The 23262-nt window shown below is 71.7% G+C and carries 19 protein-coding genes; 12 read left to right on the top strand and 7 right to left on the bottom strand.

What is annotated here, in order from left to right; translation table 11 throughout:
• Positions 1-214 precede the first annotated feature (214 nt).
• The 9 genes from ACGF4C_RS29515 (at position 215) to ACGF4C_RS29475 (ending at position 11378) form a co-directional block, all read left to right on the top strand.
• Entirely contained in the window at positions 215-2515 is a 2301-nt protein-coding gene (locus tag ACGF4C_RS29515) for a nitrate- and nitrite sensing domain-containing protein (RefSeq protein ID WP_393570150.1), read from the top strand.
• Positions 2512-2913: a roadblock/LC7 domain-containing protein gene (locus tag ACGF4C_RS29510; RefSeq protein WP_030412739.1), complete on the top strand. Its 402-nt coding sequence runs from the start codon at positions 2512-2514 to the stop codon at positions 2911-2913. Before ACGF4C_RS29515 ends, ACGF4C_RS29510 begins: the two co-directional genes overlap by 4 nt.
• Positions 2910-3275: a DUF742 domain-containing protein gene (locus tag ACGF4C_RS29505; protein WP_393570148.1), complete on the top strand. Its 366-nt coding sequence runs from the start codon at positions 2910-2912 to the stop codon at positions 3273-3275. Before ACGF4C_RS29510 ends, ACGF4C_RS29505 begins: the two co-directional genes overlap by 4 nt.
• Positions 3262-3852, top strand: a complete 591-nt coding sequence (locus tag ACGF4C_RS29500) for an ATP/GTP-binding protein (protein ID WP_393570146.1) — start codon at positions 3262-3264, stop codon at positions 3850-3852. The genes ACGF4C_RS29505 and ACGF4C_RS29500 overlap by 14 nt, the downstream gene beginning before the upstream one ends.
• 119 nt (positions 3853-3971) lie before the next feature.
• The gene (locus ACGF4C_RS29495) at positions 3972-4592 is read left to right on the top strand and encodes an L-threonylcarbamoyladenylate synthase (RefSeq protein ID WP_030412736.1); all 621 of its coding nucleotides are present in this window, start codon (positions 3972-3974) and stop codon (positions 4590-4592) included.
• 85 nt (positions 4593-4677) lie between these two features.
• Positions 4678-5499, top strand: a complete 822-nt coding sequence (locus tag ACGF4C_RS29490; protein WP_393570143.1) for a VOC family protein — start codon at positions 4678-4680, stop codon at positions 5497-5499.
• Between the two features lie 209 nt (positions 5500-5708).
• Entirely contained in the window at positions 5709-7271 is a 1563-nt protein-coding gene (locus ACGF4C_RS29485; protein ID WP_393570141.1) for a GMC family oxidoreductase, read from the top strand.
• A gap of 202 nt (positions 7272-7473) precedes the next feature.
• Positions 7474-9495, top strand: coding sequence for a LodA/GoxA family CTQ-dependent oxidase (locus ACGF4C_RS29480; protein ID WP_393570138.1), 2022 nt, complete (start codon positions 7474-7476; stop codon positions 9493-9495).
• Entirely contained in the window at positions 9492-11378 is a 1887-nt protein-coding gene (locus tag ACGF4C_RS29475) for a tryptophan 7-halogenase (RefSeq protein ID WP_393570136.1), read from the top strand. Before ACGF4C_RS29480 ends, ACGF4C_RS29475 begins: the two co-directional genes overlap by 4 nt.
• Before the next feature lie 48 nt (positions 11379-11426).
• Here ACGF4C_RS29475 and eccCb read toward each other — a convergent pair whose 3' ends face one another.
• The 5 genes from eccCb to ACGF4C_RS29450 all read right to left on the bottom strand — a co-directional run bounded on the left by eccCb (position 11427) and on the right by ACGF4C_RS29450 (position 18948).
• Entirely contained in the window at positions 11427-15776 is a 4350-nt protein-coding gene (gene eccCb, locus ACGF4C_RS29470; RefSeq protein WP_393570134.1) for a type VII secretion protein EccCb, read from the bottom strand.
• Positions 15777-15827: 51 nt separating this feature from the next.
• Complete coding sequence (locus ACGF4C_RS29465) at positions 15828-16283, bottom strand: hypothetical protein (protein ID WP_393570132.1); 456 nt, start codon at positions 16281-16283, stop codon at positions 15828-15830.
• A 165-nt stretch (positions 16284-16448) separates the two neighbouring features.
• Positions 16449-16988 carry an SMI1/KNR4 family protein gene (locus tag ACGF4C_RS29460; RefSeq protein WP_393570130.1) on the bottom strand — a complete coding sequence of 180 codons (540 nt, stop codon included), beginning with the start codon at positions 16986-16988 and terminating at the stop codon, positions 16449-16451.
• A gap of 93 nt (positions 16989-17081) precedes the next feature.
• A complete protein-coding gene (locus ACGF4C_RS29455) occupies positions 17082-17777 on the bottom strand; it encodes an LPXTG cell wall anchor domain-containing protein (protein WP_393570128.1) in 696 nt (231 codons plus the stop codon).
• 199 nt (positions 17778-17976) lie between these two features.
• Positions 17977-18948 (bottom strand): helix-turn-helix transcriptional regulator, encoded by a 972-nt coding sequence (locus tag ACGF4C_RS29450; protein WP_393570126.1) that lies wholly within the window; start codon positions 18946-18948, stop codon positions 17977-17979.
• Positions 18949-19066: 118 nt separating this feature from the next.
• Between ACGF4C_RS29450 and ACGF4C_RS29445 the strand changes: the two genes are divergently transcribed.
• Entirely contained in the window at positions 19067-19474 is a 408-nt protein-coding gene (locus ACGF4C_RS29445) for a DUF3224 domain-containing protein (RefSeq protein WP_393570124.1), read from the top strand.
• Between the two features lie 197 nt (positions 19475-19671).
• Positions 19672-20595 carry an SMP-30/gluconolactonase/LRE family protein gene (locus ACGF4C_RS29440; protein WP_393570122.1) on the top strand — a complete coding sequence of 308 codons (924 nt, stop codon included), beginning with the start codon at positions 19672-19674 and terminating at the stop codon, positions 20593-20595.
• On the opposite strand, the gene ACGF4C_RS29435 is transcribed toward ACGF4C_RS29440, so the two are convergent.
• Together ACGF4C_RS29435 and ACGF4C_RS29430 are read right to left on the bottom strand one after the other, a co-directional pair.
• Positions 20576-21673 carry a HoxN/HupN/NixA family nickel/cobalt transporter gene (locus ACGF4C_RS29435; RefSeq protein WP_393570248.1) on the bottom strand — a complete coding sequence of 366 codons (1098 nt, stop codon included), beginning with the start codon at positions 21671-21673 and terminating at the stop codon, positions 20576-20578. The two genes, ACGF4C_RS29440 and ACGF4C_RS29435, sit on opposite strands and share 20 nt — an antisense overlap.
• Before the next feature lie 235 nt (positions 21674-21908).
• A complete protein-coding gene (locus ACGF4C_RS29430) occupies positions 21909-22304 on the bottom strand; it encodes a DUF5997 family protein (RefSeq protein WP_030412722.1) in 396 nt (131 codons plus the stop codon).
• 59 nt (positions 22305-22363) lie between these two features.
• Between ACGF4C_RS29430 and ACGF4C_RS29425 the strand changes: the two genes are divergently transcribed.
• Complete coding sequence (locus tag ACGF4C_RS29425) at positions 22364-23173, top strand: LysR family substrate-binding domain-containing protein (RefSeq protein ID WP_393570119.1); 810 nt, start codon at positions 22364-22366, stop codon at positions 23171-23173.
• Positions 23174-23262: the final 89 nt, after the last annotated feature.

The raw sequence follows: 23262 nt of genomic DNA, 5'->3' as shown, positions 1-23262 counted from the left end.
CTCTCATTTTCGCGTCGTGGCTGGTTATGATCGGCAACCCCCACCGCCTCACGATCACGGACCGGCGCCTTCCGTTTCCCCCACGCGGAGCGGCCGGACCGTTTGATGGTCTTCTGTTCCCTGTCTCCGCCCCCGAGGACCGATGACTCCCACAGACCCTGAGGGCCCACCGCCCGAAGGCCAGCGAAAGCAAGCAAGAAACCGCCGGCGGGGTGTGGTCCGGCTGCGCACCCTCCTCATCTGGCTGGCGGTGGTGCCCACCGTCGCGATGGGCGCCCAAGTCTTCGTCTCCGCCGACCGGCTGCTGCAGCAGTCCGCGAACCTCCGCGCCGACGTGGCCGACGGTGAGCGGATCGGCCGGCCGCTGTACGGCCTCATGGCCCAGATGCAGGCCGAGCGCAGCATGACGGCGGCGCGCTGGGCCGGCTCGCCGGTTGCGCGCACCGCCCTGACACGTCAGCGCGCCGCCACCGACCGCGCCGTCGCCGCGTTCCAGCGGGCGGCCGGTGTCCGGGACGCCCGGGACGACGACCAGGTCGACCGCTACGTCCGTGAGGTGCAGAAACAGCTCGGGGAGCTGGACGCCTACCGCGAGCGCACGGATGCCCGTTCCGGCAGCGCGGATCGGACCACCGGCTACTACAGCGACGCGATCGGCCGGATGATCCGCGTCTACCAAGAGTTCAGCAACATGGACGACGCCGGGCTCACGCAGGAAAGCCGGCCGGTGGTCGCCCTGTTCGCGGCCTCCGAGGTGCTGGCCCGCGAGGACACCCTCTTCGCGTCCGCCGGCCCGGCCCGACGGCTGAACGGTGCCAGGTTCGGCGAACTCACCAACTCCATCGGCGCCCACCGCTTCCTCTACGGCACGTCGATCGTGCCCTATCTGCCGGAGGACGGCCGGAAGGCCTATGCCCGGATCGCCGCCTCGGACGCGTGGAAGTCCATGTCCCGCATCGAGGACGCGGCCCTCGCCGACCACCACGACATCCCGAACGGCGTCGCCCTGCCCCGCGCGGTGGGCGACTGGCCGGCCGCCTACGGCAAGCTCGTCCCGCGGCTGACCGCCCTCAACTCCGAGCGGGTGCAAGCGGTGATCGAGCGCGCCGACGCCACGGCCGACGCGCTGGAGGCCGAGGTCTGGTGGATGGTCACGGGCAGCGCCGCCGGCCTGCTGCTCGTCGTGGCCGTCGTCGTCTTCACCACCCGCACCGTGCTGCGCCGCATGGCCATGCTGCACGAACGCACCGTCACCGTCGCCGAGCAGACCCTCCCGGACATCGTCGACCGGCTGCAGCGCGGCCGGCCCGTCGATGCCGCCGCACTGCCCGAACCCGGCCGGGAACGGGACGAAGTCGGCCGCATCAGCGACGCGTTCGCCCGGGCCGTGACGGTGTCCGTCGAGGGCTACCGGCAGCTCGCCGACGAGCGGCACGGTTTCGGCATGTTCGCCGCGGGCATCGCCGCCCGCACCGGAAACCTGGTCAGCCGTCAGCTGAGCCTGACCGAGGACCTCCAGGACACCTTCGGGCACGACGAGGCGCTGCTCGCCCAGCTGATGAAGTCCGACCAGCTGACGGTGGGTATGCGGCGGCAGATCGAGAACCTGCTGATCCTCGCCGGCGGTGAGATCACCGACCCGCACACCGAGCCCATGCGCATCGCCGACGTGCTCCGGGAGGCCGCCGCGGAGGTCGAGGACTTCCGCCGGATCGACCGGGTCGCGCTCGACGAGATCAGCGTGGAGGCCCGGTCCATCAGCGCGATCAGCCACCTCCTCGCCGAGCTGCTGGACAACGCGACGCGGTTCTCCCCGCCGGCGTCGAAGGTCGCCATCCGGGCCGAACTCGTCACGGACGGACTGTCCGTGGAGATCGAGGACCGCGGCCCGCGCGTCGCCGCCGAGCGCTACGAGGAGATGAACGCCCGGCTGCACGCCGCCCCGCCGTACGCCGTCCTCGCCGAGAACGCCCACCGGCTCGGCCTCTTCGTGGTCGGCCACCTGGCCGACCAGCTGCAGGCCCGGGTCACCCTGCGCCGCTCCGCATTCGGCGGAACGGCGGCCATCGTGATCATCCCCCAGGACCACCTGGTCCGCACCGAGGCGGCGGACCCCGCCGCCACGGCACCGCGTGTCCCCGCCCCGGAACGGCCGTCCCCGCGCATCCCCGCGCCGCCACGACAGCAGGAGCGCAAGCCCGAACTCGTCCTCCACGCAAGTCCCGTGGCACCGGCCGAACCCGCCGGACCGGAGCCCGCCGGGGCCGGGCTGCCGCGCCGTCGGCCCGCCGAAGCCCGGGCGACGGTCCGGCCGCTGACCCGGGACGGCTCCGCCCCGCCACCGCTGCCGGAACGTGTGCCCCAGACGCACATGGCCCGACAGCTCCGCGAGCCCCGCACCGTGGAGCCGGCCGGCCAGGACACCGCGACCCCCGAAGAGGTGGCCGACGCCTGGGCGGATTACGAGCAGGGCACCGAAACAGTGGAAATCGAGCTCCGACAGGAACAGCCATGACGACGAACGACATGATCTACAGCATTCTGGACAACAACCTGAGCCGGATCGCCGGCATCGAAGGTGCCGTGCTGCTGTCCAACGACGGGATCCGGCTCAGCGCCTACCTGCTGGAACGGGACCAGGCCGAACGGATAGCCGCGGCCTCCTCCGGCATCGCGGCCACCATGAAGGCCATCTCCCGGGAGGTCGGCGGCGGCCGGGTGATCCGGCAACTGGTGGAGATGGACGACCGCTACCTCTGCCTCGTCGGCTGCGGCGAGGGCAGCACGCTGATCGTCGTCACCTCGCGCAAGGCCCGCCTCGGCGAGCTGGGCGGTGAGGTCGTACGGGCCTCGCAGGCGCTCGGGGAGTGGCTCGGTACCCCGGAGCGCACCGCGGCCCCCGAGCCGTCATGACGGCCGGCCCGCAGCCGGCCCGGCGGCGGCGCACGCGGCTGTACGCCCTCACCGACGGGCGGACCACCGCACCGCGCACCGTCCTGACCATGGACACCCTGATCATGGCGACGGTCGCGGCGGATGCCGACGGCAGCCTGTCCACCGAATGGCAGGCCATCCTCGCCATGTGCCGGCCGCCCCACGGGCGGGCCGTCGCCGAGATCGCCGCGCGCATGCACATGCGCCTCACGCCCATGGCGGTCCTCCTCAGTGAGCTGGCGGACCGCGGTCTGATCCATCACCGGCCGCCGCTGGAAGCGGCCGAAACGTCCAATGTCCATCTGCTCAGGAAAATCAGGGACAACCTTGCCCGGATATGACACAGCCGCCCTGGAAGAGTCGCCCGTCAAGATCCTCATCGCCGGTGGATTCGGGGTCGGCAAGACGACGCTGGTCGAGGCGATCTCCGAGATCGAGCCGCTGCGCACCGAGGAGCGGCTGACCGCCGCGGGCGTCGGCGTCGACGACCTCCAGGGCATCGAGGACAAGTCGGCGACCACCGTCGCGATGGACTTCGGCCGGATCACCCTCAGCGACGCCGGGGTGGTCCTCTACCTCTTCGGCACACCGGGCCAGGAGCGCTTCTGGTTCATGTGGGACGACCTGCTGGCGGGCGCGCTCGGGGCGATCGTCCTGGTCGACACCCGGCGGCTGGACCGCAGCTTCCCGGCCGTCGACTTCTTCGAGAACCGCGGACTGCCGTTCGTCGTCGGCGCCAACTGCTTCGACGGCGAGCAGCCGTACAGCGCCGAGCAGATCAGGGCGGCCCTGCACCTCAAGGACCCGGACACGCCCCTGCTGATGCTCGACGCCCGCTCCCACGAGGACGTCCGCGGCGCCCTGCTGTCGCTGCTGGACGTGCTCATCGCCGAGGCGGAACCGGTCCCGTCGGTCTGACGCCACCCGCGGTGCCGGGACGGCCGGCCGTGATCCGGCCGCCCCGGCGCCGCCCGGCCGCCCCGCCACCACCCGCAGGCCACCGGGGCGGCCCGGCCCCGATCACCTAGACTCGCCGGATGGCGAAGTACTTCGATGTCCACCCCGAAAATCCCCAGCGGCGCACCCTCACCACCGTTGCCGACAGCATCCGCTCCGGCGCGCTCGTCGCGTATCCGACGGACTCCTGCTACGCGCTGGGATGCCAGCTGGGCAGTCGGGACGGCATGAGCCGGATCCGGTCGATCCGGAACCTCGACGAGCGCCACCACTTCACCCTGCTGTGCCAGAACTTCGCGCAGCTGGGGCAGTTCGTGCACGTCGACAACGACGTCTTCCGCGCCATCAAGGCCGCCACGCCCGGGAGTTACACCTTCATCCTCCCCGCGACGCGGGAGGTCCCGCGGCAGCTGCAGCACCCGAAGAAGAAGACCGTCGGCGTCCGCATCCCCGACCACCTCGTCGCCCAGGCCCTCCTCGCCGAACTCGGCGAACCGCTGCTCTCCAGCACCCTGCTGCTGCCCGACGAGGACGAGCCGATGACACAGGGCTGGGAGATCAAGGAACGACTCGACCACGTGGTGGACGCCGTGCTCGACTCCGGGGACTGCGGCACCGAACCGACCACGGTCATCGACTTCTCCGGCGGCGAACCCGAGATCGTACGCCGTGGCGCGGGCGACACCGCGCGGTTCGAGTAGCCACCCGACGGGCGCCGCACTCCGTTCGGCGCGCGGACCGCACGCCGCGCGCCTAGCGTGAAAGTCGGAAGGAGTGAGGCACACCATGAGCGATTTCCCGGAAGGCGCCCCCTGCTGGGCGGACGCCATGTTCAAGGACGTCGAAGGCGCCAAGAGTTTCTACGGCGAGGTGCTCGGCTGGACCTTCGGCGAGGCGGCGAGCGAATTCGGCAATTACACCCAGGCGTATTCCGGCGGCAAGGCCGTCGCCGCCGTCGTCCCGCCGATGCCCGGCGGCGACGACGTGCCCTCCGCGTGGTGTCTGTATTTCGCGTCCCACGACGTGGCGAAGACCGCGGAAAAGATCAAGGGCGCCGGCGGCACGCTCCTCATGGAGCCGATGCAGGTCGGCTCGTTCGGCTCGATGACACTCGCCAGGGAGCCCAGCGGTGCCGTCCTCGGGGTCTGGCAGGCCGGTGAACACCACGGGTTCGAGAAGGTGGCCGAACCCGGCGCGTACTGCTGGGCCGAGGTGTTCACCCGCGCCCCGGAAAAGGCCGACGCCTTCCTCCAGGCGGTGTTCCCGTATTCCGCGAAGAAGATCGAGCCGGGTGACGACCCCGAGGCCCAGGGCATGGACTTCAAGGTCTTCAGCCTCGGCGACTCCGGAAATCCGGTGCTCGGCCGGATGAAAATGGGTGACGAATTCCCGGCCGAGATCCCCTCCTACATCCAGGTGTATTTCACCGTCGCGAACTGCGACGATGCCGTCGCCGCGGCGAAGAAGCTCGGCGGCCGGCTGCACTTCGGCCCCATGGACAGCCCCTTCGGCCGCTTCGCCGCCCTCACCGACCCCCAGGGCGCGGCCTTCGCCGTCATCGACACGGCCACGACGGCCGGCGAGATGCCGCGGATGAGCGACGCCTAGCGGGCACCCCGACAGCCGAACACCCCGCCGGAGAGGGACACCCCGTCAGTCCCGCCGATCCCGCTGGTCCGGTCGGGCCCTTCAATCCCCTCTGTCCCTTCGCGCCCTTCGTCCCGTCGGTCCGAAAATGGCCGGTTTCCCGGTGTGGGGGACCGGCCGATCCGGCTTGGGTGGGGGATCCACCACCGCGTTGGGGAGGGGACGGGACGGTGCACGTGTACGACTACATCATCGTGGGTGCCGGGTCGGCGGGATGCGTACTGGCAGCCCGGCTCAGCGAGGACGAGGACGTCCGGGTCCTGCTCGTCGAGGCCGGGCCGCCGGACGACGCCCGGGAGATCCACGTACCGGCCGCGCTGGCCAAGCTGTTCCAGACGAAGTACGACTGGCGCTACCTCAGCGACTGTGAACCCGGGCTGGACGGCCGCCGCCGGGTCCTCCCCAGGGGCCGCATGCTCGGCGGTTCCTCGTCGATGAACGCCATGATCTACATCCGGGGCAACCGGCGCGACTACGACGCCTGGGCCGCCGCCGGCGCCGAACAGTGGGGCTGGGACGACGTCCTCCCGTACTTCCTGCGCGCCGAGGACTTCCAGGGGCCGCCCTCCCCCTGGCACGGCACCGGAGGGCCGCTCACGGTCAGCGAGGGCCGCTCCCGCCACCCCCTGATGGCCGCCTACGTGGCGGCGGCGCAGGAGGCCGGCCATCCGCTCACCGCCGACTTCAACGGCCCTGAACAGGACGGTGTCGGCCACTACCACCTCACCCAACGCGACGGCCTGCGCTGCAGCACCGCCGTCGGCTACCTGCGGCCCGCCCTGGCCCGGCCCAACCTCGACGTGCTCACCGGAGCCCAGTGCACCCGCGTGCTGTTCGACGGCGACCGTGCGACCGGCGTCGAGCTGGACCGCGGCGGCGAACTGCTGCGGCGGCGGGCGGAACGCGAAGTGGTGCTCTGCGCGGGCGCCTACAACTCCCCGCAGCTGCTGATGCTGTCCGGGATCGGACCGGCCGGGGAACTGGCGGCCCACGGCATCACCGCCCGCGTCGACCTCCCGGTGGGGGAGAACCTCCAGGACCACCCGCACGTCGGCCTCATCTTCCTGACCGACACCCCGTCCCTGCTGGCCGCCGAAAACCCGGACGCGGTACGGCAGTTGGAGAACGACGGGACCGGCCCGCTCACCTCCAACGTCGGCGAGGCCGGCGGCTTCCACCGCACCCTCGACGGCCTCGAAGCCCCCGACATCCAGGTGCACGCCGCCCCGGTGATGTTCCACGAGGAGGGCCTCGGCGCGGTCACCGACCACGCGTTCATGGTGGGCGCGGCCCTGCTCACCCCCACCAGCCGGGGCAAGGTCTCGTTGCGCTCCGCGCTCCCCAGCGCACAGCCGCGCATCCTGCACAACTACCTGGCCACCGAGGAGGACCGGGACACCGTGGTCCGGGCGGTCAGGCTGCTGCTGGACATCGCCGACCGGCCCAGTCTGCGCAAGCACCGCAGGGCCGACTTCCGCCACCCCGCCTCCCTGACGGACGCGGGCCTGCTGGACTTCGTCCGGCGCGAACTGCACACCCTGTACCACCCGGCGGGGAGCTGCGCCATCGGTCCCGTCGTCGACCCGCGCCTTCGGGTGCACGGGGTGCGCGGGCTGCGGGTGGTGGACGCGTCCGTGATGCCCACCGTCGTACGGGGCAACACCAACGCCCCCACGATCATGATCGCCGAAAAGGCGGCGGACCTGATCCGCGACCTCCCGGCGCCCGTCTGAGCCTGTCGGCCGGAAAACCGCAGGCCTGTCGCCCGCCGTCACCGTCGGTGAATTGACGGCGGGTGAAACAGGCCGGGTGGCGGCCGGAAGGGTGAATTCGTGCACTCATTGTGACGCCTCGGGAGCGCGGTCTTCTTTGAGGTGTTCCTACGGTTGAGTCATCGGTGGGCAGGTATGGCCCCACCCGAACGAAGGCTCTTCCATGGACAACCAGATCGTGCAAATAAAGATTCACCCGGCCATCGGCATAGCCCGGGTGGGCAACAGCGACCAGCAGCCCTTCATCGGCCCGGAATCACCGGATCAGCCGGCTCTTCCGGCCGGCTCGTACAAGGACAGCTCGGGCAAGGTCATTCGGCAGGCCGCCCGGTTCCGGATCTACGGCTACAACGAGAAGGGGGAGGTCGTCAAGGAGCTGAAACAGGGCCAGGACGGCGTGACGGAAATCAAATGGTCGGTACACCTCGCGAACAAGAAGGCCGCCTGGTACCAGTTCCACATTCCGCTCGACATCCCCGAAGCCACCGCCCTGCCGGACACCCAGCGGCGCCGGCGCAATTTCGACGTCAAGGGCGCGGACCGGAAGAAACTCGTCATCGACCCCGGCCGCAAGGAGATTCGTGCCTCCGCGCACGAGACCGCCACTTTCGACGGCAAGATCATGGACAAACCGGTTTCCCTGGGGTCCATCTCCACCCAGCAGGACGGTCGCCTCCTGGTCGTCGGTGGCGTCGGCAAATCGGCGTCCTACGCCACCCCGGAGAAACCCATCTCCGGCGTCGCCAACAACGACACCTGGTACGACGACGTCTCCGACGGACCGGTCACCGCGGAGGTCACCATCAACGGCGCCACCAAGACCGCCACCCCGAGCTGGGTCGTGGTCGCGCCGCCGCACTACGCCCCCGGCGTGAAGACCGTCCGCACCCTCTACGACCTGCTGCACGACGTGTTCGTCACCGAACAGACGCTGCCCGTCGTGCCCGAGGTCTCGTACCCCGACCACATCGAACCGATCCTGCGCCGTTTCTGCGAACTGCAGTGGGTCAACCACGGCTTCGCCACCCAGTTCGGCTGGCAGGGCCCCTACGACTTCCTCGACCCGGTCATGCGCAAGCGGCTCGCCGACCCCGGCAGGTCCAGCGAGGAACTCCGCCGCCAGGTCTACGTCCACATGCGCGACTACGAGCGGGACGGCACCTCGCCGCTGCCCTGGCCGTGGCTCTACGGCGACGCCATGTCCAGCGGCAAGCCCACCTCCGTCCGCCAGCACATCACGCTCTCCGCCGAGCAGGACCGGATGCTGGCCCTGTGGGCCGAGGGACACTTCACCTCCGGCCCGCCCCGCACCGGCTACCCGGACGTCGACCAGGCACCCGCCGCCGAACAGCCGGCCCTGCTGGACCGGGGCGCGCTGGAGAACTGCGCCGCCGACGCGTTCCACCCGGGCTGCGAGGTCACCTGGCCGGTGCGCCACAAGACCATGTACTCCGAGCCCTTCCGCATCCTCCACCGCACACCGGAGAACCCCGAACGCGACTACGGGGACGTGCTCACCGACCAGGACGTCCGCAGCAAGAACGGGCCGCTGTACGCCCAGGGTCCGGGCGACCTGACCCGCTGGATGGCCGCCCCCTGGCAGTGCGACACCGCCAGCTGCCGCTCCGGCTACCAGGTACGGTCCGGGCTCGGCCCCCGCTACAGCCCCTACCTGCCCACCTTCTGGCCCGCCCAGATGCCCAACCACGTGCTCAAGAAGTCCGACTTCACCACGGTCAACACCAAGCCGACCGGCGGTGACGACAGCGCCCGGGAGAAGGCCTTCGAGAACCGGGCGGTATGGCTGCGCGGCCTGAAGGGCACCGACTTCGACAAGCAGCGGCGGCAGATGATCGACGACTGGTACAAGTTCGGCATCGTCGAGACCCACGAATACACCGTCGGGGACGGCAAGTTCCCCCGCTACGTCCAGGTGGAGTCCGAGCCCGGGTATCCGCAGGCCCCCGACCACGCCAACCTCATCAACATCCAGGTGCCCGAGGCGGGCGCGCCCCAGCTGGCCGGCGCGGCCGACGCCTGGACCGGCGAGGTCGCCGCCGCGGACGTCTCCGCCATGCTCGTGCAGCAAGCGGTCCAGGAGGTCAAGGAGGCCACCGGCCACGACGAGGCGGCGATCGCCGCCGGATACCTGGAGAAGCTCGACCCCCTGCACGGCTCCCCGTGAGCCCGGCGCCCGCCTACGACGTCGTGGTGGCGGGCGGCGGTCCGGCAGGCTGCGCCGCCGCGCTCGCCCTCGTACGGGCCGGGCGCACGGTCCTGCTGGCCGACGCCGGCACCGGGCCGCCCAAGGCCGGTGAGGCGCTGGTCCCCGTGGCGCGGCTGCTCCTCGCCGACCTCGGCGTCGACCGGTCCGTCCTGGGCGCCGGCCATCTGCCCTGCCACGGCAACCTGTCCGCCTGGGGCTCGGCCGAACTGCACGCCGTGGAGTTCCTCCACGACCCGTACGGGCACGGCTGGCACCTCGACCGTGGGCTGTTCGACCGGCGGTTGCGCGCCGCCGCCCGCGCGGCCGGCGCCGACCTCGCCGAGCGCACCGCCGTACGGCGCCCCGCCCGGCAACCCGACGGCACCTGGCGGCTCGCCCTGCGCGACCGCTCCCGCGGGGACGAGGAACGCACGGTCCGCTGCCGCTGGGTGGTGGACGCCACCGGGCGGGGTGCGGCGATCGCCGTCCGCGCCGGCGCCCGGCGGCGGACCGGGGACCGGCTGACCGCGCTCCACCTGACTCTGGACCCGGCCGCGCAGCACACCGCCGACGGCCGTTCCCTGGTCGAGTCCGACCAGGACGGCTGGTGGTACACGGCCCTGCTGCCCTCCCGGCGCCGGCTGGTGGCCTACTTCACCGACCCCGATCTGCCCGTCGCCGGCGGGCGCGGCGCCGAGCGGTTCCGGGACCGGTTGCTGGCCACCCGGCACGTCGTCGGCCGGGCCCGCCCGCACGGCCTCACCCACCTCCCGCCACCCCGGCGGGCCGCCGCGCACACCGCCCATCTGGACCGGGTGCACGGCGACGGCTGGACGGCCGCCGGCGACGCGGCCGCAGCCTTCGACCCGCTCAGCTCCCAGGGCATCCTGACCGCCCTCTACACCGGGCTGAGCGCGGGCCGGGCGGTCGACGCCCGGCTCCACGGCGACCGGACGGCACTGGCCGGCTACGCGGCGCAGGTCGCCACGGCCCGTACGGCCTACCGGCACGACCACCGCGTCGTGCACGCCCGGGAAACCCGCTGGCCCGACCGCCCCTTCTGGGCCCGACGGCAGCACCGTCCCCCTCCGGACGCCCGCACCCTCCCGAACACCCCCCACACGAAAGGCAACGACCACACCATGAGCACCACCCCCGAAGCCGGCCACGCCGGACACGAGCACATCCACCGCTTCCTGATCCTCGGCAAGAAGAAGCTGTTCTTCTACCACCTGGCCCTGTACAACCCGCAGTCCGGCCACGACTACCAGGCGGTCTTCACCTTCAGCATCAAGGACAACGGTGAGCTGCGGGACATGTACCTCAAGGACCTGGCGCAGCACGAGAGCGAGCGGGTCTTCTACTCGCTGCGCTGTCCGCACCACTTCGAGCTCCCGGAGCTCCAGCAGGGCAAGGTCTTCAAGGTCCACCTGGAGCGGGTCGTCGTCGACAAGGACGGGAACCGCGACTTCCAGCAGATGACGACGTCCGAGACCGAGGTGGAGTGCAAGAAGGAGGACGTCCGCCACTTCCGCAAGCTCGGCAACCTCCCCTACCCCGAGTACCTCACGTACCTGATGTTCGGGGAGGGGGACGAGATCCACCTCGCGCACCAGCTCGCGGCCCGCCCGAACTGGGACGAGGCGGTCACCATCAACCCCGCGTCGGCCGTCGACCCGGCGACACTGAAGAAGGTCCCGACCTTCGTCATCGAGTCGATCAAGGACGCGCACGGCAAACTCATCGAGAGCCCGCTCAAGAAGGGCCAGCAGTACGAGGGCAAGCTCAACGGCAACGGCACGAACATCGACTTCACCGTGGGCCGCCAGGGCTGGTGGAACCACACCAGCCTCAACAACTGACCGACCCCCCAGGTGCCCGGGCCGCGACCTCGCGGCCCGGGCACCGTGTCACGAGGGCGGGGACCAGGCCGTCTGGACCAGCCGTGCCTCCCGCCTGCGGTTGACGAACACGGCCCGGCCCGGGGGGAGCTGGCGCGCACGGTGGTGGCCGACCAGGTGCCCCTCGCCGGGGTCCCCGGACAACAGCAGCCCCTGTGCGCCCAGTTCGAGCGTGCGCTGCATCACGGGCTCGAACGACGCCCGGCCGGCGCCCGAGGAACTGCGCGCCAGGATCAGCCGCAGCCCCAGATCGCGCGCGAACGGCAGGTACTCCAGCAAGGGCTGCAGCGGATTGCCGCTGCTGGTCGCCACCAGGTCGTAGTCGTCGACGAGCACGTAGGCGTCCGGCAGGTCGTACCAGCTGCGCCGGCGCAACTGCTCAGGAGTGACGTCCGGGCCGGGCATCCGCCGGCTCAGCGAACCGGCGAGCCCGGCGATCACCTCCTTCAACTGGGGCGCCATACCGCAGTAGTGGGAGACATGACCGTCGGGGACGTCGCCCAGGAGGGACCGGCGGTAGTCGGCGACGACCAGCAGGGCCCGCTCCGTCGGATGGCGCTCGGCGATCTGCCGGGCCAGCAGCCGCAGCAGCGACGACTTGCCGGACTCGCTCTCGCCGTAGACGACCAGCAGCGGATCGGTCTCGAAGTCGAGGCGCACGGGGGCCAGCGTGGCCTCGTCGAGGGCGAACGGGACGCCGGTGGCGGGGCCGTCGCCCGGCTGCGGCAGGGCATCGACCGAGAGCAGGGCCGGCAGCATGCGGACCGGTGGCGCGGCCGGCCCGTTCCAGTGCGTGCGTACCGCGCGCACCAGGTCCGACAGGGCCTCGCCGAGCGTGTCGGGGTCGGGGTGGCCGTCCAGCCGCGGCAGCGCGGCGAGGAAGTGGTCCCGGTCGGGCGACAGACCGCGGCCGGGCCGCCCGATCGGCACGTTCTCGGCCTGCCGGCGGTCGACCTCCGACTCCATGGGATCGCCCAGGCGCAGTTCCACCCGGTTGAGCAGCAGATCGCGCAGCGCGGGCCGGATCTCGCTGTACCGGTTGGCGCCGAGGAGGAGGTGGACGCCCAGACCGAGGCCGCGGCCGGCGATGTCGAGGACGGCGGGCTCCAGCTCCTCGTGGTCGGACCGGAACGACGACCAGCCGTCGAGCACCAGGAAGACGTCGCCGCACGCCTCGTCGGGGAAGTGCCCGGCGGCCCGGCGCTTCCGGTAGGTGGCCATGGTGTCGAGGGAGTGCGAGCGGAAGAACTCCTCGCGGCGGTCGAGGAGGCCCGCGACCTCGGAGATCGTCCGGCGCACCTTGTCGGCGTCCAGCCGGGAGGCGACCGTACCGACATGCGGCAGGTCCTCGACGTCCAGCAGTCCGCCGCCGCCGAAGTCGACGCAGTAGAACTGCACTTCACGCGGTGTGTGGGTGAGGGCGAACGCGGCGATCACCGAGCGCAGCGCGGTCGACTTGCCCGACCGGGGGCCGCCGACGAACAGCCCGTGGCCGGCCGCGCCGGAGAAGTCCAGGTACCGCACGTCGCGCCGCTGCTCGTACGGTTTGTCCACCACCCCTGCGGGCACCATGAGCGCGCCGGGGGCGAACACCTCCGCGTGCAGGCCCCGGGCGGGGGTCACCGCGAGCGGCGGCAGCAGCTGGTCGACCGTCGGCGACTCGTCCAGCGGCGGCAGCCACACCTGGTGCGCCGCCGGGCCCCGGCCCTCCATCTGCTGCACCAGCACGTCCAGGACGGTGTCGGCGAGCGCGTCCGGAGGGTCGGACGTCCCGCCGGAAGGCCGGTGGACACCGGAGACGTACGCGGCCTTGAAACGGGCCATGACGTCGCCGTCGTAACGCAGGATGCCGGATCCCGGGGCGCTCGGCAGGTGGTAGGCGTCCGGTACGCCGATCGCCGCCCGTGACTCCGCGGCGGAGAACGTCCGCAGCCCGATCCGGTACGACAGATACGTGTCCAGGCCCCGCAGCCTGCCCTCCTCCAGCCGCTGCGAGGCGAGCAGCATGTGGACGCCCAGGGAGCGGCCGATCCGGCCGATCTGGGTGAACATCTCGATGAAGTCCGGCTTCGCGGTGAGCAGTTCGCTGAACTCGTCGACCACCAGGACCAGGGAGGGCAGCGGCATCAGATCCGCGCCGGCGGCCCGGGCGTTCTCGTAGTCGGTGATGTTGGCGTAGTTGCCCGCGGAGCGCAGCAGCTCCTGGCGGCGCTGGAGTTCGCCGGTGATCGCATCCCGCATCCGGTCGATCAGGGCCGTGTCGTCGGCGAGATTGGTGATCACCGCCGCCACGTGCGGCAGCATCGACACACCGGCGAAGGTCGCACCGCCCTTGAAGTCCGCCAGGATGAAGTTGAGGTTCTCCGAGGAGTGCGTGACGGCCAGCGCCAGCACCAGGGTGCGCAGCAGCTCGGACTTGCCGGAACCGGTCGAGCCGACGCACAGCCCGTGCGGGCCCATGCCCTCCTGCGAGGCCTCCTTGAGGTCGAGCATGACGGGACCGCCGTCCGGCCCGATGCCGATCGGCACCCGCAGCCGCTCCTGCGCGCTACGCGGGCGCCATGCCTGGACGGCGTCGAACGTCCCGGGGTCCCCGATCCCCATCAGCTGCGTGAAGTCGAGCTGGTCCGCGACCCGGGAAACGGGCGGCGCGATGTCGTCGGCCGCCGAGCGTGACCAGCCGCCGCGGGCCTGCCGGCCCAGCGCGGCGGCCGCCGTCGCCAGATCGTCCACCGTGGTGAGGCCGTCGGTCCGGGGCAGGGCGATGTGCACGTACCGCTTCTCGGTCCGGTCGGTGCACAGGGCCACACCGGGGGTCGCCGGGGTCAGCCGCGCGGCCGGTTCCGGATGGACGAGGGACTCGTCGGGGGAGCTGAGCGCCAGCTCGAAGCGGGTCAGCATCACGTCGAGCAGCGACTTGGGCAGGGCCGACCAGTGCGGCGTGGTCACCGCGAGGTGCACGCCGTGCCGCAGGCTCGTCGCCCCGATGCCGCGCAGCGCCACCGCGAGGTCCTGGAAGTTGTCGGCGAACTCCGGCCAGCCGTCGACCAGGAGGAACAGATCGCCCACCGGCTGGTCGGCGAGCTCACCGCGGGCCCGCGCACCGCGGTACGCCTCGATGGAGTCGATCGACGGCAGCTGCCCGAACTGGTTCTCCCGCAGGGTGTTGAGCCAGACGGCGTGCGCCACCATGCGGTGCACCTCGTCGGGGTTCTGCCGGTGGGCGATGCCGCGGACGTGCGGCAGATGCGTCAGCCGGCGCAGTCCGCCGCCACCGAAGTCCAGGCAGTGGAACTCGACCTCGTGCGGGGTGTGCGTCAGGGCCAGCGAGGTCACCAGGGTCTGCAGCAGCAGCGTCTTGCCGCTGCGCGGACCGCCGGCCACCGCCACGTGCCCGGCGCCTCCGGACAGATCCACGCAGTGGGTGCGGACCCGGCGGCCCTCCGTGCGGTGCGACCGGCCGACCGGGGTGATCAGGCGGCCGCTGTCGCGCCAGTCCACCGCCGACAGCCCGCGCTCCTCGGTCACCGTCAGCGGCGGCAGCAGCTGGTCCAGCGTCGTCAGGGGAGCGGGGCCCTCGGTCTCCGTGAGGCTCGGGAACGGCCGGTGCGCGTGCGCGGCCGCCTTCGACAGCCGCAGCCGGCTGCCGCCCTGGATGTCGCTGCCGAAGAACGTCGGCTTCTGCTCATGGGTACGGGCGACCACCTCGGCCACGTACTGGTACAGCTCCTGCGCCGTGACCCAGCCGTCCTCGTCGAGATCGGCCCGGCCCGTGGTGAGGCCGTCGATCACCGCGCGGGTGAAGACCGAACTCCACTCGGCCGCGCCGGCCCCCGGGGTCTCGTCCTCCAGGGCCTCCTGGACGGAGTTGGCGGCGGTGATCACATAGCTGCCGCGGTCGACGAACTGCCGGGGGATGTCCTCGGCGTCCGCACCGCCCTTGGACGCACCGAACGCACCGGAGAAGCAGCAGTCCAGCAGGGCGATCTTCTGCTTGGCCCGGCTGTACTCCATCGACTCCTTGATGAACTCCGCCGAGACCGAACTGGCCCGGACCATCTCACGACTGGACTTGACGGTCGCGAAGTGCAGCCGCCCCCGGCCGTCCTTCAGCCCGTGGCAGGACAGGTAGACCAGGGCGAGGTCGACCCCGCGGGCCTGGAAGAGCCGTTCGACGGCCTCCTCGATGACGGCCTTCGACTCGTCGACCAGCACCTGCACGGAGTCGAACTGCCCGACGTCGGGGTCTTCGAGGAGCGCGGCCAGCTTCCGCGCGTCATGCACCGGCGACCGCAGCTGGGGGAGCGAGTCGTCGAGATAGCGCTCGGTGGCGATGAGCAGGGCACGCCGTTCACCCACCCGGTCCTCCCGCGCTCACCGCCGCCCGGACGACGGCATGGTGACGGAGCATCAGGTGCCCTCCACCGACCCCTCAAGGGCCGCCGGTGTCGACGGTTCCGACAGCGGTGCGGTACCCGCGCCCGACCCGTCGTCGGCGGCCAGTGCCTGGATCCAGGCCTCGACCACCGCCTCCTGCGTCTTCTTCGACACCCCTTCGATCTCCAGCCGCCGCTCCCCGCTGACCAGCACGGCCTTACGGGCCCCGCTGCGCTTGATCCAGTCCCGCACCACGAGCGTCAGGGACCGCAGCGCGGCGACCGAGAACCCGCCGCTGACCACCAGCGTCGTGAGGGACGACAGCACCCCGCTCTTGCCGCCCACCGCCCCGGGCTCCTGCCCGCGCACCACATCGGGCAGTTCCAGCGCCAGCAACTCCTCCAGGAGCCCTCGCGTCAGTTCGTCGAGTTCCTGCGCATCGGCGTCCTCGTCGTGCACGACGACGGTGACGTCCCCCGTGATCGTCATGAGCCACCCTTCCCGTTGCTGCGGATTCTAGAGGCAGCAGCAGCGCCGTGTGAGACGACTGAGGGACCCAACTCGGTTGCAGGTCAGGAAGGTTGGCGAGGCGCTGGGCCGGATCGGGGACGCGGTGCCCGCGGCCGCCCGCCCCCGGAGGGGATCCCGGGGCACTCAGCGGCAGAGGGCGTCGATGTCCTCGCAGAAGGTGGGGAACTCCGCGGCGGTCTCCTCGATGATCCGCTCGGCCGTCCGGCGCGGGGTGGTCGCATACCGCTCGGCGAGGGCGGTCAGGGCCGGGTCCGGGTACGCATCGCGGTCGAACACCACGGCCTCCACCGGCCCCAAGCCGTCGGCCAGCACCCACAGGAACCCGGACAGGTCCCCGGCCACCACACCGCACTCGCCCTCCGAGCCCAGGAACACCACGGGCTGCTCGGCGAGCGGACGCCCCGGACGGGCGCACCATATGGCGGCCCGGCCACCCGTACCGTCCATGCCGAAGAACCGGAAGGCGTCGCCGTCGAGTTCGTGGTTGCCGGTGCAGTGACGCAGCCAGTCGGTGGTCTCCTCGGGCGACTCGAACGCGTCGAACGGCTCGAAGTCGACGCCCTCGCCGTCATCGCCGAAGTCGAACTCGGCCTTGGCCACTGCGGCGAGCGCGGGCGGGGAACGGCGGTCGTCGCCGGGGATCTCATGCACGATCACGTTCATGGCCCCAAGCTAACCGCTGCCACTGACAACGCCCCTCGGGCCCCTGGCCGGCCCGCGCGGGGGCACGACCAGGGGCCCGAGGCAGCGGCCGGATCAGTGCTGCTGGGCCTTGCGGCGGCGGAACACCAGGTAGCCGCCGCCCGCGACGAACAGGGCCGCGGCGGCCGACAGCAGACCGACGGGCGCGCCGTTACCGGTCTCGGCCAGGTCGCCGCTCTGCGCGGAGCGGGACGGCGACGGCGACGGCGCGGCGGACGCGGCCGCCGAGGACGTCGGGGCGGTGCCCGCGGGCGCGGAGGAGGTCGGCGAGGCGCTCGGCTTGGTCGCCGGCCCGCCCGCGGTGGCGGACGCCGACGGCTTGCCGCCGCCCGGCCCGCCGGCGTCCTTGCAGTCGGTCCAGAAGACCTTGTGCTTGGCCCGGACGTGTTCGCCGGCGAAGTTCCAGAACAGCTTGTAGTGGCCGTCGGGCAGGGACAGGTCCTGCGTCCGGCCGTGGCCCTCGCCGTCCAGGGTCAGGGAACCGGACGTGACCGTCTCTCCCTTGGTGTGGGCGGTCGGGGCCCAGGCCTCGATGTGCCAGTCGACCTGCTGGGCACCGTCGAAGCCGAAGGAGTCGAGGTAGAAGGTGCAGACGTGCGGTTCGTTCTTGCGGAGCTCGACGCCGGTCTTGGCGTCGTGGATCTTCACGGTGCCGTTGTCGCCGGGGGGCGCGGCGTAAGCGGAAGGGGCGGTCAGCAGGGCCGCGGCCACGGCGGCCGTGAGCGAGCCTGCGGAAACAAGCGGGCGCATGGGCATTCCAACGGTGAAAGGGGAACGTTGCCGTGGGGGGCGGCTCAGCTTCCTGGGGACCTCAGGAGCCCGTCAAGGCGCCTCACGTCACTTATGCCATCCGGTGTCTCGCTCCTCCCCATTGATCCCGCATAACGATTGGGTATGCGCCCGCCGGACGCGTGTCGGGCGCGTGCCCGGACGCCCGGTTGCCGGCGGCTCAGGACGCCGTGGCGTAGCGCTCCGCCAGTACGGCCACGGCCCGGGCCATCGCCTGCCGCAGCGCGGCCGGGCCGAGCACCTCCGCCTCCGTGCCCAGCCGGAGGAGATCGCTCACCGCGACGGCCTCCCCCTCGACCGCCATCTCCACCTCGACCCAGCCGTCCCCGTCCGGCGGCCCGGCGCTCTCCAGGGCCCGGGCGCCGAGCGCGCCGAACTGCATGGGCAGCAGCCGCTGCGCCCGGGGGGAGATCCGCAGCCGGGCCGTGCCCTGGTGGAGCGCGGCCGCCAGCCGCCGGGAGGACTCCTCCCAATAGGCGGCCAGATCGAACCCGGCCGGCCGCTCGAAGACCTCGTCGGTGAGGTCCACCGCCAGGAGCCGCGACACCCGGTACGTCCGCACGGCCCCGTCCGCCCGCGCCACCAGGTACCAGAGCCCGCCCTTGAGGACGATGCCGAGCGGGTGCAGCTCCCGGTGCACCTCACCGCCCCAACGCCGGTAGTGCGCCCGGAGGATGCGCTGTTCCCACACCGCCCGGGCGACCGGAGCCAGATGCGGTACCGGATCGGCGTCCCGGAACCACGCCGGTGCGTCCAGGTGGAACCGGTCCTGGATGCGCCGGGTGCTGTCCGCCGCCTCCGCCGGGAGCGCGGCCTGCAACTTCAGCTGAGCGGTCGCCAGCACCGCCCCGAGGCCCAGATCGCGCGCCGGACCCGGGATTCCGGCGAGGAACAGCGCGCCCGCCTCGGCGTCGGTGAGCCCGGTCAGCCGGGTGCGGTACCCGTCCATCAGGCGGTACCCGCCGGCGGGCCCGCGGTCCACGCACACCGGGACGCCCGACGTGATCAGCGCCTCGACGTCCCGGTAGACCGTGCGGACCGACACCTCCAGTTCCGCGGCGAGTTCGGGAGCGGTCAGCCGCCCGCGATTCTGGAGCAGCAACAGCAGGGAGAGGAGCCGGTCGGCGCGCATGGGGCCATTGTCCCGTGGCCCTCCGCCGTACCTGACAGAAGGTGTCAGGTACGGGGCCGATGCTGGTCACGCACCGCCGGCACGAGCCCGTGCCGGCGGCCGAACCGAGAGGACCACCATGCCCACGCAGACCACCGGCCACTTCACCTTCGCCAACTGGGAGGAGCGCACGGTCGGCCGGAGCGGGACCAGCCCGAAGCTCGCCCACGCCTCCGTCACCAACGCCTTCTCCGGCGGCATCGAGGCCGCCGGCACCGACTGCGAGTACACCATCGTCTACGTCACGGAGAAGACCGGCACCTTCACCGGCATGCAGCTCCTGGCAGGCCGGCTCGACGGGCGCGAGGGCACCTTCGTCGTCGAGGAGCGGGGCTCGTTCGAGCCCGACGGGACGGTGCACTGCACCTTCGAGGTCGTACCGGGCGCGGCCACCGGAGGACTGACCGGACTGAGCGGGACCGGCAGCTACACCGCCAAGCCGGGCGCCCCCTCCGTCGCCTACACCTTCCGCTACGACCTGGGCTGACCACGAGCCGCCGGGCGAGGGCCGATCCGCCGCACCACCGGTTACCGGACATCACCCCTGCCGGAAACCCTCTCCCCAACTCCCTTGTGGCACAGCAGACTTGACGGCCGCAGGAGATCAGGGACGCGCGGGCGCGCGGACGAGCGGGCGAGCGGGAGGCAGCGAGGATGGGGCGTCGGGGGAGCGCGGCGGTTGCGGTGACGGTGCTGTTGTCCGGGCTGCTGCTCGGCGGTGCGCAACCGCCGGCGGCGGCATCCGGGCGGTACGCGCCGGGGGCCACGTCCACGCAGCCGTGCGGCGCGCGGACGCATGCCGAGGTCTTCCGGCCGGGCGGCATACCGTTCCTGGACTGGCGGGAGAACCTGGCCTTCGACGGGCGCGGCACCCTCTGGGTCTCCCACGTCACCGGGCACCGGGTCGAGGGCTACGCCCCCGACGGCACGCTCAAGGTCACCCTCCCGGTCAACGGACCCGGCGGCATCCGGCGCGGCCCGGACGGCCGCATGTACGTCAACTACGGCGTGAATCCGCTGACCACGGGCCTGGGCAGTGGCATCCTGCGCTTCGACCCGGCCGCCGCCCGCCCCAGGCCCGAGTGGGTCGTGGACGGGCTGTCCGGCATCAACGGCCTGGCCGTTGACGCCGCCGGCAACCTCTACGTCAGCCGTGAACTGGTCACCGGCGTCCTCAAGTTCCGCCCGGACGGCACCGCGGACGAGCGGTGGACGCGGGCCGCCTCCGTCTTCGGCACCAACGGCCTGGAGATCGTCGGCGACCAGCTCTACGCGAGCGTACTCACCAGCACCGCGTCGCCGATCGTCCGCATCCCCTTGAAGGACCCGGCCCGCCACACCACGGTCACCGAGCTGAGCCGCCACCCCTGGGACGCCAAACTCCTCGACGACCTCACGTCGTTCCGGGGCGATCTGGTCGTCGCGTCGTTCCGTGCCGGGGAACTCCTCCGGGTGGACCCGGTCACCGGCCGGTCCTGCGTCCTGGCGAGCGGCCTGCGGATGCCCACCAGCGTCCGCGTTCCCCTCGGCTTCGGCAGGCACGATCCGCGCCATGAGCTCTTCGTCGTCGAGGCCTCCGGCCGCATCGTCACGGTGTGGGTCGCCTGACGCGCCGTCGCCGGTGGCCGCCCGCGGGGCGCAGGTCCGCCGTCCATTTCTCCTCGATGCGGCCCCACTTCCACACGGCGAGGGCGAGGACCCAGGTGGCGAGGAAGAGGCCGACGACGGCGAAGCCGAGGGCGTTGAGGTCCAGGCCGGCGATCCAGTCCCAGAAGGCGCCGTGCAGGGCGAGCTTCTCGGTGAGGAGGCCGAGGAGTTCGGCGGTGCCGATGATCAGGGCGACGGCGACCGAGAGGCCGGTGACGGTGAGGTTGTAGTAGACCTTGCGGACCGGCTTGGAGAACGCCCAGCCGTAGGCGACGTTCATGAACGAGCCGTCGATGGTGTCCAGCAGGCACATGCCCGCGGTGAACAGCACGGGCAGGCAGAGGACGGCGTACCAGGGCAGCCCGGAGGCGGCGCCGGAGCCGGCGAGGACGAGCAGGGCGATCTCGGTGGCGGTGTCGAAGCCGAGGCCGAAGAGCAGGCCGAGCGGGTACATGTGCCACGGCTTCGTGATCGACTTCATGGGCCGGCGCAGGAGGCGGTTCATGAAACCGCGGCTGTTCAGCCGCGCCTCCAGCGCCGCCTCGTCGAACCGGCCGGCCCGCATCTGCCGGAGCACCTGCCGGATGCCGGCCAGGACGACGAGGTTGAGGGCGGCGATGACGTAGAGGAAGACGCCGGAGACGGTGCTGCCGACCAGCCCGGTGATCTGGTGCAGCGGGGAGTTGTCGTTCTCCACCGGTCCGGCGAGGGCCTTGATGCCGAGGGAGAGCAGGAAGGCCAGCGCGAAGACGATGCTGGAGTGCCCCAGGGAGAACCAGAAGCCGACCGACAGCGGGCGCCGGCCTTCGCCCATCAGCTTGCGGGTGGTGTTGTCGATGGCGGCGATGTGGTCGGCATCGAAGGCGTGCCGCATACCGAGGGTGTAGGCGGTGACGCCGATGCCGACCCCGAAGGTCTTGGCGCCCACGCTGTAGTGCGCGGGAGCCACGATCGCCACCAGCGTGAACCAGCCGATGACGTGCAGCGCCAGGATGAACCCGGCCATGCCCGCCCACCGGCCGCACTCCCCGTGGGTCATCGACCGCGCACGGCGCTCCCGCCGGGAGAGCCCGCCTTGCACCACCCCTCCATGCTCTTGCTCGTCCTTATTAACTGCAAGTCGTGTGCAATAAGGGGATCCGGTGGCGGCCTGGCCGGGCAGGAAAAACCACACCCGGACCGCCATGGACGCCCTGCTGGGCGTCGTGCGGACCGGGTGCGGACAGGTAGGTGGGGCGACCCCCGAAAGTGCGGCTCAGGCCCCCTGGAAAGCCTCAGGCCTGCTTCTTCTTCTCCTCCTGGAGGCGCTTCTCCTTGACGCGCTGCGCTTCCTTGCGGACGTCGGCCTGGGTGGCGCGCTCCCGCTCCAGCCACTCGGGACGCTCCTCCTTCAGCGCGTCGATCTGCTCCGTGGTGAGCGCCTCGGTGATGCCGCCACGGGCGAGGCCCGAAATCGAGACGCCCAGCTTCGCCGCGACCACCGGGCGGGGGTGCGGACCGTTGCGCCGCAGCTCGCGCAGCCACTCGGGCGGATCGGCCTGCAAGGCGTTCAGCTCGGCGCGCGAGACGACGCCCTCCTGGAACTCGGCGGGGGTGGCCTCGAGGTACACACCCAGCTTCTTCGCCGCGGTGGCGGGCTTCATCGTCTGGGTGGTTTGGTGCGACGTCATGCAGCCAAGGATATCGAGCGTATGCGCTACCGCTGACCACGACCGGTTACCCTGGCGGCGTGACAGGCTCGGAAGCATCCCCTTCGTTCCGGCTCGCCTACGTCCCGGGAGTGACCCCCACGAAGTGGGTGCGGATCTGGAACGAGCGGCTGCCCGACATCCCCCTCACCCTCGTGCAGGTGCCCGCCGCCGACGCCTTCGGGGCGCTGCGGAGCGGCGAGGCCGACGCGGGTTTCGTGCGGCTGCCGGTCGACCGGGAGGACCTGGCCGCGATCCCGCTCTACACCGAGACGACGGTGGTCGTGATTCCCAAGGACCACCTCGTGGCGGCGGTCGACGAGGTCAGCGCCGAGGACCTCGCCGACGAGATCCTGCTGCACCCCCTCGACGACACCCTCGACTGGGAGCGTCCGCCGGGACTGCCCGCGTTCGAGCGGCCCGCCACCACGGCGGACGCCATCGAGCTGGTGGCGGCAGGGGTGGGTCTCCTCGTCGTCCCGCAGTCCCTCGCCCGCCTGCACCATCGCAAGGACCTCACCTACCGGCCGGTGTCGGACACCCCCGCCTCGCGGGTCGCGCTGTCCTGGCCGCAGGACGCCACGACCGACATGGTCGAGGACTTCATCGGGATCGTCCGCGGCCGTACGGTCAACAGCTCCCGCGGCCGGCGCCCGGCCGCCGCCCCCGAACAGTCGCCGAAGGCCAAGCGCGCCGAATCGGGCGGCGCCCGGCGCAAGCCCGCCGCCGGTGCGTCGGCCGGCAAGGCGGGCGGCCGGTCGGCCGGGGCCGGGCGCCGCGGCACCGGAGGCCCGCAAGGCGGCAAGAGCGCCAGAAGCGGCAGGAGCGGCAAACCGCGCCGTCGCTCCTAGGGGGTGTCTTCAAATGATCTCGGGTGGTGGACCATGGTCGGGTGATACGTCGCCATGAACTATCCGATGCTGAGTGGGAGTTCGTCCGA

The sequence above is a fragment of the Streptomyces sp. NPDC048197 genome (assembly GCF_043202395.1).
Taxonomy (GTDB): Bacteria; Actinomycetota; Actinomycetes; order Streptomycetales; family Streptomycetaceae; genus Streptomyces; species Streptomyces siderophoricus.
Note: the sequence above shows the minus strand (reverse complement) of the source record. Positions and strands in the feature narration are given on the sequence as shown.

Coding starts and splice junctions, on each gene's coding strand:
- ACGF4C_RS29435 (WP_393570248.1), bottom strand. CDS start 21,673: ATGACCCACGGGGAGTGCGGCCGGTGGGCGGGCATGGCCGGGTTCATC.
- ACGF4C_RS29465 (WP_393570132.1), bottom strand. CDS start 16,283: ATGACGATCACGGGGGACGTCACCGTCGTCGTGCACGACGAGGACGCC.
- ACGF4C_RS29505 (WP_393570148.1), top strand. CDS start 2,910: ATGACGGCCGGCCCGCAGCCGGCCCGGCGGCGGCGCACGCGGCTGTAC.
- ACGF4C_RS29460 (WP_393570130.1), bottom strand. CDS start 16,988: ATGAACGTGATCGTGCATGAGATCCCCGGCGACGACCGCCGTTCCCCG.
- ACGF4C_RS29450 (WP_393570126.1), bottom strand. CDS start 18,948: ATGCGCGCCGACCGGCTCCTCTCCCTGCTGTTGCTGCTCCAGAATCGC.
- ACGF4C_RS29495 (WP_030412736.1), top strand. CDS start 3,972: ATGGCGAAGTACTTCGATGTCCACCCCGAAAATCCCCAGCGGCGCACC.
- ACGF4C_RS29430 (WP_030412722.1), bottom strand. CDS start 22,304: ATGACGTCGCACCAAACCACCCAGACGATGAAGCCCGCCACCGCGGCG.
- ACGF4C_RS29490 (WP_393570143.1), top strand. CDS start 4,678: ATGAGCGATTTCCCGGAAGGCGCCCCCTGCTGGGCGGACGCCATGTTC.
- ACGF4C_RS29510 (WP_030412739.1), top strand. CDS start 2,512: ATGACGACGAACGACATGATCTACAGCATTCTGGACAACAACCTGAGC.
- ACGF4C_RS29445 (WP_393570124.1), top strand. CDS start 19,067: ATGCCCACGCAGACCACCGGCCACTTCACCTTCGCCAACTGGGAGGAG.
- ACGF4C_RS29480 (WP_393570138.1), top strand. CDS start 7,474: ATGGACAACCAGATCGTGCAAATAAAGATTCACCCGGCCATCGGCATA.
- ACGF4C_RS29455 (WP_393570128.1), bottom strand. CDS start 17,777: ATGCGCCCGCTTGTTTCCGCAGGCTCGCTCACGGCCGCCGTGGCCGCG.